Genomic DNA, 12928 nt, shown 5'->3' on the forward strand with positions numbered 1-12928 from the left:
ATGATATTAAGTGATAAAATACTTGTTATCGGTCCTTCGCATATAGATGTTATAGCAAATACTACAAATAGATATAAATTATGTAGCGATAAGGTTGGTAAAATAACAACGTCACTTGGTGGAACTGCGTATAACATTGCAAACCAGCTTGCTATAAATAACTATCCTGTAATACTAGCTACAAACGATATTAAATGTTATAAAGACTATAATAAAGATCAAATAGAAGTAGTTTCAACTATTAATAACGAAGTATTATTTACAAATATACCATGTAAAGTTGGTCATGTTGCGCATTGTTGTAATAACCAAATGGTTTCAGCAATATCTGCGGAATATAGTGATATGAAATTCAGTGAAAAGCATTTATATCAGCTAATAGAAAGGTCGGCATTAATTATAGTTGACTGTAACTCGACTTTAAAGCTTTTAAGCAAATGTTTGACTTTTAGTAAGGGTACAAATAAACCGGTATATATTTCAGGCGTTTCATCGTCCAAAATGCATGTTGGAATTTCTGCCGCCAAAAAAGTTAAACTTAATTATGATTGTTTTCTTATAAATAAACACGAATATGATTATTATGTTTGTAACAGAGTAACAGATAATATTTGTAATCAATTCAGAAGTGAAAATGTAATCGTTACAGACGGTAAGAGAGGCTCCAAGATTTACAGTTCGAACGGGAAGTATGAAAAACTTACTACCCCTATATTAAAATTACGAACAACAATTGGGTGTGGCGATACTTATTTGGCAGCAGTAGCCGCTTCAACAGTTGATCGAGCCTGTTTTGATGTTTCAGTCTTGAATGATTACGTTAGTCGTTTTATGCGTAATAAAATTTAAAATATGTAAAATTAGCACATAGTAGAGTAGAAATTATCCTGCCTGTTTATCTCACTCACTGTGGTTTCACTATGATAATATAGGTAAACAACCTTTAACAACCTAAGATGAAGAGAAACTAATAAGGGTCAGGAGAAACTAATAAGGGTCAGGTCTACATTCTACACATTTCTTTGATAGAATAGGAGGAAACTCTAGCGATCACAGGAGAGGAAAATGGCGCGGCCATTGAGGATCGAGTATCCCGGTGCCTTTTACCATGTGACATCGAGAGGCAACGAGCAGAAGGACGTATTTAAGAACCAGAGGGATAGAGAGAGGTTTCTTGTCTATTTGGCCTCAGCAACAGAGCGGTATGGCGCGGTGATCCATGCTTATTGCCTGATGGGCAACCATTATCACCTGTTGCTGGAAACGCCCGGAGGGAACCTGTCTCAGATCATGAGGCACATAAACGGCGCATACACCACCTACTTCAATGTCAAGAGGAAGAGGGCGGGGCATCTATTTCAGGGAAGATACAAGGCAATCCTTGTCGAGGCTGATGACTATGCTGCGGAGCTATCCCGCTATATTCACCTGAATCCAGTGCGAGTGGGAATCGTCGAGAGGCCGGAACACTACCAGTGGTCAAGTTATCGGAATTATTGCGGAGAAAGCGAGCCGCCTGAATGGCTGAAGACCGGATTCATCCTCGGTTGTTTTGGGAAGAAGAGCGCGGACGCGCACAAAAAGTATCGGGCCTTTGTCGAAGACCGGCTTGGCAAGGAATACGAGAGTCCTTTGAGGAGAGCCATAGGCGCATCAATATTGGGGAGTCCGGCATTTGTTGAGGAAATAGCCGCGACGCATCTTAAAGGGAAAGAAGACAGGAATATTCCGGTGCTGCGGCAATTTGCCATGCGGCCGACACCGGAACAAATAATAGAAGATGTGGAAGCCGAATTTGGCGAAGACATAAAGCTGGCTCGGCGGGCAAGTATTCATCTTTGTCATAAATACAGCGGCATGAGACTCAAGGAATTAGGCGAGTGCTTCAACGTGCGCGATACCGGGATAAGTGAAGCAAGCAGGAGGTTTGCCAGAGAGCTGGAAGAAGATAGGAAACTAATGGAAGTAGTGGAGAGAATAAAGGGGAAGTTAAAAAATGTGTAGAATGTAGACCTGACCCTTTTTGGTATTTTTGGTACTCTCCTATTCAAAATGACAAAGGCAAAGCACTATGAGTAACCTGACGATTATTATCATTCTTGCCGTAGTCATAATCGTAATGTCTATTATTGCCGCCTTTGGAAAGGCGGTTGGAGCCGGTGCAAATGTCTCTGACCTCTTCCCAGAAGGTGTTGATAAAAATAAAACTCAAGAACCGGCTCAAGCTGGTAGGAAAAATAAGACATTTAGAATAATAGGCGGAATTTTGTTCGGGATATTGATGCTCTGCCCGATCATGTATAAGCATCGGGCGAGTGGAGTACCATTTATCAACATGAATCATCTGCTTCGTGACTATCTAGTTGGCTTTCTGATTGTCAGCGACTTGGTGGTCTTTGTAATAATTTGGTTTGTTGACCGTAAACAACAGAAATAATCGGCATAACGTGTCGCTGGTACGGTCAAGACCGCCCAGCGACAAAGACGTTAAAGAATTACCGCCGAACTGTTGATACCAAAAAAACATTTACACAAAATTTTTTACAACCATCTTTCCTCCCACGCCCCTCAATTTGAAACCAAAAACACCCTCCCCTTGACACCTCATCCCCACGCGCGCTAAACTCAACTGTGTAAAATATTTACTCAAGTCGGGCCGCCGATAGACGCGGATGCGCCGCTCCACAGAGCGCATCCCACCCCGGACTCAGGAGTACACATGCCCATCGATACCAAACTGGCCGCCCTGCGCGCCAAGATCGCCACCTACGGCAAGGAGAACCAGGGGGAGCTTCTGTACGCCCTCGCCGAGGGGGCGCGCCTGCTGTCGGGGACCGAGCGGGTGCGCATCTACCTGGAAGACCTGACCCGCGGGGCGCTCTCCTGTGTCTATGCCACCGGCGACCAGGCGGCGGCCATCCGCGACGTGCATTTCCCCATCATCTCCACCGAGACCGTGGTCTCCAGCGTCTTCGTCAGCCAGTATCCCGTGGATTTCAGGAGTGCTGCGGCCCCTCCCCTTTCGGCCGACCGCCTCTTTGCCGAGACCTTCGCCTTTTGCGCCGCCTGGATCATGCCGGTGGTGAGCCTGGGCAAGTCCATCGGGGTACTCTGCATCGACAGCGAGACCGGGGGGGAGATCCTGAACGCCCAGGACAAGTCGCTTTTGGCCGACTTCGCCGGGTTCACGGCCGACCGGCTCGACCAGGCCCGCATCTACCACCAGCAGGTGCAGTTGGCCCGGCGTCTGGAGGAGTTCAAGTCGCGGGAGGCGGCCGGCATGATGGTGCGCTCCGCGGTGCGGCTGATCGAAAAGCTCTCCCTGGCCTCGGTGCTGGTGCCGCGGCAGCACCCCGGCTCGGCGGTGGGCGAGTTGGAGATCCTGGCCAGTTGGTCCGAGGATACCCAGCTCAAGACCCTCTACGACCAGCAGGGGGCCATCGACCTGCACCGGGGCACGTCGCTCATCTCCCAGTACGTCAACGACCAGGCGGTGATCGACGACGAACGCCTGTTCAAGCCGCTCTTCATCGCCGACCTGACCCGGCACCGGCTGCAAAAGCGCGAGCTGACCGGGTCCATGGCCCTACGTTCGTTGTACGTGGTGCCGCGCTTCGAGCCCAAGAGCCGCCGCATCATCTGCCTGGTGAACTACTTTTCCCATGATCTGTACCGCTTCAGCGATTTCGAGATGGGGCTGTTGCAGACCCACGCCGAGATGGTGGAGCGGGTCATCAGCGAGGTGGGGGGCGAACACCTGGAGATCCGGGTGCTGTCCGAGATCACCGACCTTCTGAACGAGAGCACCGAGAGCCTCCAGCCGTTTTTGACCAAGGTACTCTCCAAGGCCACCGAGCTGATCGGCGCGGATACCGGCAGCATCGCCGTGGTCAGCGAGCGGGACGGGGTCAAGTGGCTGGTGGTGGAGGACGAGGCCGGGACCATCATCGGCGCCAAGAACAAGGAGTGGCTCAAGAAGTACATCCCGCCGTTTTTGATCGGCGGCGAGGAGTTGCCGCCCGAGGAACGCAGCCTGACCGGCTACGTGGCCTTCACCAAACAGCCCAAGATCATCGCGAAGGTGGAGGAGGAACAGCAGGCCGGGGGCTTCCACCGCTCCATGAGCGACCTCCTGAAGAGCGAGATCGCCGTGCCGGTCATCTGCGACGACGAGGTGATCGCCGTGATCTGCCTCAATTCCCTCTACTACGACCATTTCCGCGAGGAGCACCGGCGCATCCTCCAGATCATCGGCTCCCTGACCGCCCGGCACATCTCGGACCTGCAACGCATCGAGCGCCTCCAGGGGGAGGTGAACCGGCTGACCAACGACGTGGCCTACAAGGACCCCCACGTCTCCTCCTACCGCCTGGGCAACATGATCGGCAACAGCTCCGCGTCCCAGGCCGTGGTGGAGTTCATCAACACGGTCTCGCCGCCGCTGTTCAACCGGATCGTCTTCTGGAACCGCAACATCCTCCAGGAGGCCACCATCGGCCTGCCGTCGATCCTGGTGACCGGCCCCACCGGTTCGGGCAAGGAGTTCTTCTTCAACAACCTGTACAACAACTTAAACGGCCTCTACCGCCAGCAGATCAATCCGGGGGGAGAGCTGCCGGTCAAGAAGAGCAACATCGCCGCCTACGCCGGGGACCTGACCTATTCCGAGCTGTTCGGCCACAAGAAGGGGGCCTTTACCGGGGCCTACACCGACCGGCGCGGCATCCTGGAGGAGACCATCGGCGGCATCGTCTTTCTGGACGAGATCGGCGACGCCGACCCCAAGACCCAGGTGCAACTGCTCCGCTTTCTGGACAACGGCGGGTTCGTGCGCCTGGGGGAGAACACGGAACGCTACAGCCGCGTGCTCCTGGTGGCGGCCACCAACAAGAACCTCCAGGAGGAGATCGCCGCCGGGCGCTTCCGCGAAGACCTGTACCACCGCCTGGCCGAGCTCTCCATCCGCCTCCCCTCCCTCAACGAGCGGCGCGAGGACATCCCCGACCTGTCGGTGCACTTCCTGGGCAAGCTGTACCGCACCTACCGGGGCGAGAACGAACCCTCGGACAAGCCCCCCGCGCTCACCAAGGAGGCCAAGGAGATCCTCACCCGCCACACCTACAAGGGCAACATCCGCGAACTGCGCAGCATCCTGCTCCGGGCGCTCTTCTTCCGGCGCAAGAACGTCATCACGGGCGACGCCATCCACCAGGCCATCGCCGGCATGGGGGACGGCGGGAACACCGCCCGGCAGCTCCCCCCGGCCCGCGACCTGGACGAACGGCTGGCCGACGACATCCTGGAGCGGATCGCAGGGGGGGGCGATTTCTGGGGCGAGGTCTACGAGCCGTTCTCCCGCAGCGATATCCCCCGGGAGACGGTGAAGCTGGTGATCGAGAAGGCCCGCGCCGCGGCGGGCAAGACCCTGCCGGCCGTGGCCCGCCACCTGAAGGCGGTGGGGGGTGGCGATGCGGAGGAGGAGCGGTTGCGGCTGTACAAGTTCAAGAACTTTTTGTACAAGACGGTGAAGATCGGCTAGGTTGGGAATGGTTTTTAATATTTAGTAAATAAGTTAAATAAATCAATAAATTATTGTGTTTGGATTGCGTTGTTTGCCCGCTAATCATTAGCAGGGGTGAGGTGGCGGATAAGGGTGCCAAGATAACCCTCGACGAGATGATTGGAACCTCTTTCTCCGAAAAGCGCACTCGTGACGGTAAGCCGCTGAAGCCTTCTACCGTCGGGGATTATGCACCTATTCTGAAGTACCACTTTGCGACCTGGCTTGATCTTCCCATTGGCGGGATAGTCAAGATGCTGTCTCCGGAAGTCGCCATTGAACGGTACAAAAAGGCCGGACAAGATCCCGGGCCTTTCGGGGCGCGCAATGCCTTTACCATGTTGTCGGCGGTCCTGAATCATGCACGATTGAAGTATCCGGCGACTATTACGTCAAACCCTTTGCTGATTTTACGGCCAGGGCAACACATGCGTAAGATAGAGGCCTGGGATGATCGTCTCGAAGGGGCTGATTTTAGGGCTTTCCATGATGGGATTCAGGGTTTCAATGAAATCACCCGGGACGGCTACCTGCTTTGTCTGTATCAGGGGCTCAGGAGTGAAGAAACAGCAGGCTTGCGGTCAGTTATAACCAGGGTTTTCGCAACACATAGGCCGTCGGTTCAAGCCGGTAAGCGGGGATTGAGGTTTCACCTGGGGAACGTTTGCGGTTGTTCTTGGCTTGGCTGCGCATTCCAAATGTTCATTGCGCCTCGTATTCCTTGAGCTTGCGATAGAGCGTGGCCAGCCCGGTCTTCAGTTCCGCCGCAGCCCGGGCTTTGGTGTCGCCCGCAGCGTGCAGAACCCCCAGGATATAGTCACGCTCAACTTCGTCCAGAGGACGAATACAGCCCGAGACAACCGGTTTCAACGACATGGCCCGCCACCCGTAGGCGTATGCGGCATTATTTTACCAAGTTGGCAAGCAACATGGTGAATAACAGGCCACATGTGCCTAAAATAGTAACCATAACAGTCCATGTCTTTAGCGTCTCTGCCACGGTCATGCCGAAATATTCTTTAACTATCCAAAACCCGGAACAATTAACATGGGATAGCACCAATGCACCGGAGCCAAGGGCCAAAACGATTATCTCAGGCGCAACAGTGGGATGATTAGCGATCATTGGCGCCACAATGCCAGCGGCCGCCATCATGGATACGGTGGGCGACCCGGTGGCGACTCTGATAATAGCTGCAATGGTCCAAGTGAGCACAATGGGACTAAGTTGTAGTGCCGAGGCCATCCTGACTATTTCTGCGTTGACGCCGCTGTCCTGCATAACCTTATTAAATGCACCACCGCCGCCAATAATCAATAATATGCCGGTCATCGGCGCTAGGGATCGGTCACAAAGTCGACCGATCTGCCTCAGCTTCAAATTGCGGTTGAGGCCGAAGGAAAAAAAAGAGAATAAGAGGGCGAGCAGGAGTGCCATGAAAGGGCTGCCAACGAATTTGTAGAAAACAAACCAGGGAGTTGCCGGGGCCAACAGCAGATCGGCAGAGGTTCCCAGCAGCATCAGGAGTACCGGTAGTAGAATTGTAATAAAGCTGATTCCGAATCCCGGCATTTCATGCTCGGCTCGATTAGTATTAACTTGGTGAGCAAATTGTTTCGGCACTCCAAAATGAGGCATTTTTCCTGAGACAAAACTCCCGAAAACAGGACCGGCGATTATCGCTGACGGCAACCCAACGACAATAGCGTACAAGATCGTCTTGCCCACATTTGCCTTACAAATATCCACCGCAGTCATGACAGCTGGGTGAGGCGGAACCAACCCGTGTACGACTGATAACCCGGACACCAGCGGAAGGCCGACCTTCAGCAGGGACTGTTTGCTCTCCTTGACAATGGTGAAAACAATCGGGATGAGGAGGACGAAACCCACCTGAAAGAATACCGGAAGACCGACGACAACCCCGACAAACATCATTGCCCAGTGGATGTTGCTGTCCCCGAATGCCCCGATCAGCGTTTTTGCAATCCTTTCCGCCCCCCCGGACTCTTCCAGCATTTTTCCCAACATTGCTCCAATCCCTAGAACAATGGCAATAAAACCAAGCGTAGTGCCCATGCCACTCTGAATTGAGTCAATGACCTTGTTCAAGGGCATGCCGGTCATCAGGCCAAGGGATGTGGATGCAATTATGATGCTGACAAATGGGTTAATCTTGAGGAAGGTAATCATGAACAACAACATGAGAACTGTAATGCCGGCAAATGCGATTAACATGATTGCTGTTCCTGTTGTTCGGGGGATGTCAATACCGCGGAAGGGCTGGAGAATCTTTGGAAAGCCTCATGCTTGCTGCATGACCGCTTGACACGAGGAGGGCGGGGGCAAGCGGTCTGTCTTGCGGAAGAAGCTGACGCCGGTTCGGTTCGTCATGCCGGTTCGCCATGCTTCCAGTCATAGATATTCTCAAACAATCGATGATTAAGAAAACGGTGGTTGCCCTTTCTGAAGTAAAGCCCCTGCTTTTTCCAGGCAAGAAGAAAGCGGTTTACGGTGAGTGGGGTGGTATAGATGATTCTGCTCATTTCATTGTGGCTTAGGTATGTCGGCAACTGATACCATTCTTCGTCAGGCTGGGTCTTGTCGCGGACTACCAGTATCTTCAACAGCACCTTAAGGCACTCCTCGTGGCTGCGAGCGATGAGTGTGGCCAAGCCCTCCAAGTCCGACTCCATATCCAACATAAAATGGTTCATCATTTTTCTGAAGAAGGCGGGGTCCGAGACCATCTTCTTCTCAATAAACTCATGGCTAACCTCAACAATGGCGGACTCGCGCAAGGCGTGCACTGCCAAGTTGGAAGCCCTGCGTGACATAAAAAACGAATCTCCCAGCATCGCTCCCGGCAGAATGATGCTCATTGCTTGATCCTTGGAGCTCTCCCGCACCTCAAACGATTTACTCAGCATGCCGCTCATGACGATGGCGATATGGGGATAGAATTCCCCGGCCGGGACTACACAAGCGCCCTTGGCGAGACGTCTCGACTTTCCCTGTTCCAGGATGATCTGCTGGATCTCCCGGTCAGCCTTGGAACGTATCCATGGGAATGCAGTATGTCTGATTCTCATGCCACCTCTCTATGAAATCTGCTCGCGCTAGAATGCTAAATTATTTGCGGACTATAATATATCACTGAATTGAGTAAGTCAAACATTGGCTGATATATATCACGTGATATGTAGAGATGTTATTTACAAATATCAATTAATGATAAAAAAATACTTTATAACTAACAAATTGTATATCGCGTGATATATGAATCTAAAAAATAAAGCTAAATATATGTCACAAGGCATATTAAAAATCTAATTGCTAATGACAAATAATAAAATACAAACATAAAATTACACGCAATTACTATAAATCAGAATGGAGGTAGCTTATGAGATGGTCGTGTAAGTGGTTTGTACTGTTGGCGATAACAATACTATTCGCGTCAAATGCCAAGGCAACTGAGGTCGTGGACACGGATATCGTAGTCGTCGGCGGCGGTCTTTCTGGATTGTCAGCCGGGCTGACAGCCGTTGAAAAGGGCGCCAAGGTGGTGATCTTTGAAAAACTCCCGGGAATCGGCGGCGCCGGGAACTACCCGGAAGGCTCTCTCGGAGTGGGCACCCGCCTGCAGAAGAGGCTGGGCTATACCAAGACCGTGGATGAGGTATTCGCCAAAGGGGTGGAGTTCCACCACTGGCGGGTGAACGCTTCCGTCCTGCACACCCTGATTGCAAACTCGGGACGAACCATCGACTGGATTGAGGATCAGGGCATCACCTTCAGGGGGATCAAAACCATGTATCCGCCGGAAAAGAGCCTCGGCACATGGCACCTCTACACCGGCGGCGCAGCGGCGGTTGTGAAGAAGCTTTACAAGCATTTTGTCGCCAAAGGCGGGACGCTTTACACCGAGACGACAGTGAAAAATCTCCTGACAGACAATAGCGGGAAAGTCACCGGTGTTGTCGCGCAGTCTGTAGATGGAAAGACCTATGTCGTCAATGCCAAAGGCGGGGTCATTTTGGCGACCGGTGGATTCGAAAGCAACAAGAAAATGTTGAAGCAGTACGTGACCGATATCAATGCTGAAGGAATGCTTGAGCGTGTAATGTATCGCGGTCCGCTCATCGATGGCCGTACCGGGGATGGCATCAATATGGCTGTCCAGGTTGGGGCCAAACTGGACGGCATGGGCACCCTGGCAGGGAACAGTCCCTATCTGGACAACGAACCTCCCATCTATCAATTCAACGGCGCCGATCACCTGAAACAAATGCGATGTGCCCTTTCCCAACCCTTCCTCTGGATCAACAAGTCGGGTCAGCGCTTTTACAACGAGTCCGCCGGGTCGGCCTTTACCGACGTTTATAACGCTATGACGGCTAACGGTGGCCTGATGTACAACATTTTCGACGAACATATGAAAAATCGTTTGGTTAGCGAGGGACCCTATACGCCGTTTAATGCCATCGTTGTCGTTGGGCAGAAGATGACGGCGTTGAATGAAGGTCTGGAAATAGGAATCAAGGAAGGTTACGCATTCAAAGCCGACACATTGGAAGAGTTGGCTGCCAAGATAAAGGTTGACCCGGAGGCTCTTAAAGCCACCGTGAAAAAGATCAACAGCTATGCCGACCAGAAAAAGGACCCTGATTTCGGCCGCAAACCGGAGCATCTTTTCAAATTTAGTTCTACCGGCCCGTACTACGCCCTCAAAGGGATACGAGCATTTTTCCTGACCCTGGGCGGCGTGAAGGTCAACGAGAACATGCAGGCGATAAATACGGATGGGGCGGTGATACCGGGCCTCTACGTAACAGGTCAGGACATAGGCGGACTGTACGACAGTAGCTACGACCTCCTTCTGGAGGGGTCGGCGAGCGGCTTCGCTCTTACGTCCGGCAAACTGGCTGCGGAACATATCGTAAAAACCAAGCTATCTAAATAACGGAGAATATATATGAAAAAGACTATTACCGCATCGATGATATTGGTTGTTGTGGCCGCCTTGCTCGCGGGGACCTGGATAACTGCTTCCGCAAAGGAGATCGTTGCCACGCTGAAGCATAAGGAAAACAACCTTACCTGCGCGGATTGCCACGGTACGGCCACTCCCACTGCGTTCGTACCGTCGAGTGTTTGCATTCGTTGCCACGACTCCGGCGACGGTACCTATCGCGGCAAACTGGATGCCCATGGTGAAGGAGTGGAAAAGGAGTACCGGGAAAGCGGCCGCATCAGGAAAATGTCGATTCACGACTCGCACCAGGGACCTGTGCGCTGTACCGTTTGCCATAGCGTGCATAAAAAACCCGCAGAAAAAATATACTGTAACTGGTGCCATAAGATCGATGTGAAGGCCCCTTAGGCAGTCCCGTCATCGAACTATGCACCATCTCTCGTGGTTTCATCATGCAAGGGCGGTATTCCGCCCTTGCATGACACTCGCCACTTTGCTCCAACAGCCCACAGACAAAGGTAGGTAGGCAGATGCGTATTCTCGTGCCAGTAGTGTGTCTTAGTGTCTTTTGCGCTGCCTGCGCTGCCAATCGCACGGCAGAGTTGGCTTCCGGCGATTATGTGGAGATAAGCAATCCCGATTACACGAGATGCTCCACGGCCCCGGCCACGATATGGGTGCCAAAAAGATACTTGGATAGCGGCCCTTCGCGAGGTGGCGAGCTGTTGAAAAAGGCAACGGTGGAGGTTGTGGACGGTTTCAGGCGGTCGCTGAAGCTGGAGGATGAACAGGCCCCGCAGCAGTGAGACGGCCTACCGTATTGACCGCCATCTTGCAGGGCGATGCTGTTGTCGGAAGGTTTCCTTTACTACCCAGTTTTACGAATATAACAAAGGAGAAAATCATATGAGGAAAATTTGGGGACTGAGCGCCGTAGCTCTTCTTTTGGCTTCTCCCGCAATGGCCGACGAACCGGTCAAAAGCAAGTTCGACCTCTCCATCGGCGGTTACGTCAAGCTCGATTATGCCTACAACTCGGTAAAACTGAACTCACCCAAGCTGATCCCCCAGATGCCGGCTGGCGGAACGGCGAACGCTCAAAAGGATGAATCGACCTTTACCGCCCGCGAGTCCAGACTCTGGTTCAGGGCCAAAGGGCCCGACGCCTTCGGCGCAAAAACCGGCGCCCTTATCGAGGTCGATTTTTATGGCGGCGGCTCAGCGGTAAACAACGAAACCGGCACGCTGCGCATTCGCCACGCCTATGGCACCCTCGACTGGGACAACACCCACATCCTGTTTGGCCAGACATGGGATATCTTTGGGCCTGCCGCGGCCAATACGGTTGATTTTTCAGTCAATGGTTTTACCGGCACGCCGAACTGCCCGCGGGTAGCCCAACTTCGCGTCACTCAGGATCTTGCAAAGAATCAGGATAACAAACTGAGCCTGATGTTGGGACTACAAAACCCACAACAGGAGTACAGCACGCTGACGCCTAACAGTTATGGACCTGCCGTGAACGCCGCTGGTCGCCTCATTTACGAAAGCAATGCCTTGGGGGTCGCACCGGGCACAGGCGGCAAAGCGTTGAAGCCGTTGCAGGTTATGCTTTTCGGTGAAGCCGGTACCCAGAAGGTTACGGGTAATAAGGCGATTGATGTTTACGGCTACGGACTTTACGGTTTTGTGCCGCTTCTCAAGTCGGAAAATGGCAAGAGCCGGGCCATGACACTATCCCTCGAAACCCAAGCCTATATTGCGGCAGGGTTGGGGGATCAGCAGGCAACCGGGGCCTCAACTACCGGGACGCTGCCAAACATGGGCGCCGCCCGTGGCTTCGGTGTCTATGGCCAGTTGATCTTTTATCCGTTGCAGGACTTGGGGGTAACTACCGGTTATGGACGGCGCCAATCCCTCGACTATGACAGCTTGAGCAAGGCAACTGCCACCGCGGGGGAAAGGTACAATCAACTCATCTACGCCAACCTCGCCTATGATCTGAATGCGGCGGTCAGGGTGGCTACGGAGTACGAATACGCCTCTACCCGGTACAATGTCAAGCCGACCGGGGCAACCAGCGAACTGGGCAAGGCCAATATCTTCCGCCTGGCGTTCTACTACTACTTTTAAGCCGGGACAAACGGCATGACCGTCACCAAAGATCAGGTTGACTTTGGTGACGGCTTGGGAGCCCGTGGAGTTATCCCTCCTTCCTCCACGGGCTTTTCCCGAGCCACAGTTTTACCGAGGAGCATGCCATGGCACCATGCAGCATTGAAGCAGCGATAGACGATATCCGCACAGGGAAGATGGTCATCCTGGTGGACGACGAAGACCGGGAGAACGAAGGGGACCTGACCATGGCCGCCGAGATGGTCACCCCGGA

13 protein-coding genes are annotated in these 12928 nt (G+C 52.8%); 10 read left to right on the top strand and 3 right to left on the bottom strand.

Annotated elements, in window-relative coordinates; genetic code table 11:
- From LDN12_RS00650 to LDN12_RS00670, 5 genes are all read left to right on the top strand, one after another.
- The gene (locus LDN12_RS00650) at positions 1-849 is read left to right on the top strand and encodes a PfkB family carbohydrate kinase (protein ID WP_223920671.1); all 849 of its coding nucleotides are present in this window, start codon (positions 1-3) and stop codon (positions 847-849) included.
- Between the two features lie 216 nt (positions 850-1065).
- Positions 1066-2004 (top strand): transposase, encoded by a 939-nt coding sequence (locus LDN12_RS00655; protein ID WP_223920672.1) that lies wholly within the window; start codon positions 1066-1068, stop codon positions 2002-2004.
- A 67-nt stretch (positions 2005-2071) separates the two neighbouring features.
- On the top strand, positions 2072-2437 hold the full coding sequence (locus LDN12_RS00660) for a hypothetical protein (RefSeq protein ID WP_223920673.1): 366 nt from the start codon (positions 2072-2074) through the stop codon (positions 2435-2437).
- A gap of 282 nt (positions 2438-2719) precedes the next feature.
- The gene (locus LDN12_RS00665) at positions 2720-5539 is read left to right on the top strand and encodes a GPMC system transcriptional regulator (protein WP_223920675.1); all 2820 of its coding nucleotides are present in this window, start codon (positions 2720-2722) and stop codon (positions 5537-5539) included.
- Between the two features lie 101 nt (positions 5540-5640).
- The gene (locus tag LDN12_RS00670) at positions 5641-6285 is read left to right on the top strand and encodes a hypothetical protein (RefSeq protein WP_223920676.1); all 645 of its coding nucleotides are present in this window, start codon (positions 5641-5643) and stop codon (positions 6283-6285) included.
- Here LDN12_RS00670 and LDN12_RS00675 read toward each other — a convergent pair.
- The 3 genes from LDN12_RS00675 to LDN12_RS00685 all read right to left on the bottom strand — a co-directional run bounded on the left by LDN12_RS00675 (position 6263) and on the right by LDN12_RS00685 (position 8653).
- On the bottom strand, positions 6263-6436 hold the full coding sequence (locus tag LDN12_RS00675) for a helix-turn-helix domain-containing protein (RefSeq protein ID WP_223920677.1): 174 nt from the start codon (positions 6434-6436) through the stop codon (positions 6263-6265). The genes LDN12_RS00670 and LDN12_RS00675 overlap by 23 nt on opposite strands.
- Before the next feature lie 28 nt (positions 6437-6464).
- Positions 6465-7799 (bottom strand): gluconate:H+ symporter, encoded by a 1335-nt coding sequence (locus LDN12_RS00680; protein WP_223920678.1) that lies wholly within the window; start codon positions 7797-7799, stop codon positions 6465-6467.
- A 152-nt stretch (positions 7800-7951) separates the two neighbouring features.
- On the bottom strand, positions 7952-8653 hold the full coding sequence (locus tag LDN12_RS00685) for a Crp/Fnr family transcriptional regulator (RefSeq protein ID WP_223920679.1): 702 nt from the start codon (positions 8651-8653) through the stop codon (positions 7952-7954).
- A gap of 314 nt (positions 8654-8967) precedes the next feature.
- Between LDN12_RS00685 and LDN12_RS00690 the strand changes: the two genes are divergently transcribed.
- From LDN12_RS00690 to LDN12_RS00710, 5 genes are all read left to right on the top strand, one after another.
- The gene (locus LDN12_RS00690) at positions 8968-10527 is read left to right on the top strand and encodes an FAD-dependent oxidoreductase (protein ID WP_223920680.1); all 1560 of its coding nucleotides are present in this window, start codon (positions 8968-8970) and stop codon (positions 10525-10527) included.
- Positions 10528-10539: 12 nt separating this feature from the next.
- Entirely contained in the window at positions 10540-10947 is a 408-nt protein-coding gene (locus LDN12_RS00695; protein WP_223920682.1) for a cytochrome c3 family protein, read from the top strand.
- 122 nt (positions 10948-11069) lie between these two features.
- Positions 11070-11345 carry a hypothetical protein gene (locus LDN12_RS00700; protein WP_223920684.1) on the top strand — a complete coding sequence of 92 codons (276 nt, stop codon included), beginning with the start codon at positions 11070-11072 and terminating at the stop codon, positions 11343-11345.
- 100 nt (positions 11346-11445) lie between these two features.
- Positions 11446-12672: a hypothetical protein gene (locus LDN12_RS00705; RefSeq protein WP_223920686.1), complete on the top strand. Its 1227-nt coding sequence runs from the start codon at positions 11446-11448 to the stop codon at positions 12670-12672.
- Between the two features lie 128 nt (positions 12673-12800).
- Positions 12801-12928 (top strand): 3,4-dihydroxy-2-butanone-4-phosphate synthase (locus LDN12_RS00710; RefSeq protein ID WP_223923997.1); only part of this gene is annotated, 128 nt, incomplete at its 3' end.

The organism is Geobacter sp. AOG2 (assembly GCF_019972295.1).
GTDB lineage: Bacteria > Desulfobacterota > Desulfuromonadia > Geobacterales > Pseudopelobacteraceae > Oryzomonas.

Coding starts and splice junctions, on each gene's coding strand:
- LDN12_RS00650 (WP_223920671.1), top strand. CDS start 1: ATGATATTAAGTGATAAAATACTTGTTATCGGTCCTTCGCATATAGAT.
- LDN12_RS00655 (WP_223920672.1), top strand. CDS start 1,066: ATGGCGCGGCCATTGAGGATCGAGTATCCCGGTGCCTTTTACCATGTG.
- LDN12_RS00660 (WP_223920673.1), top strand. CDS start 2,072: ATGAGTAACCTGACGATTATTATCATTCTTGCCGTAGTCATAATCGTA.
- LDN12_RS00665 (WP_223920675.1), top strand. CDS start 2,720: ATGCCCATCGATACCAAACTGGCCGCCCTGCGCGCCAAGATCGCCACC.
- LDN12_RS00675 (WP_223920677.1), bottom strand. CDS start 6,436: ATGTCGTTGAAACCGGTTGTCTCGGGCTGTATTCGTCCTCTGGACGAA.
- LDN12_RS00680 (WP_223920678.1), bottom strand. CDS start 7,799: ATGTTAATCGCATTTGCCGGCATTACAGTTCTCATGTTGTTGTTCATG.
- LDN12_RS00685 (WP_223920679.1), bottom strand. CDS start 8,653: ATGAGAATCAGACATACTGCATTCCCATGGATACGTTCCAAGGCTGAC.
- LDN12_RS00690 (WP_223920680.1), top strand. CDS start 8,968: ATGAGATGGTCGTGTAAGTGGTTTGTACTGTTGGCGATAACAATACTA.
- LDN12_RS00695 (WP_223920682.1), top strand. CDS start 10,540: ATGAAAAAGACTATTACCGCATCGATGATATTGGTTGTTGTGGCCGCC.
- LDN12_RS00700 (WP_223920684.1), top strand. CDS start 11,070: ATGCGTATTCTCGTGCCAGTAGTGTGTCTTAGTGTCTTTTGCGCTGCC.
- LDN12_RS00705 (WP_223920686.1), top strand. CDS start 11,446: ATGAGGAAAATTTGGGGACTGAGCGCCGTAGCTCTTCTTTTGGCTTCT.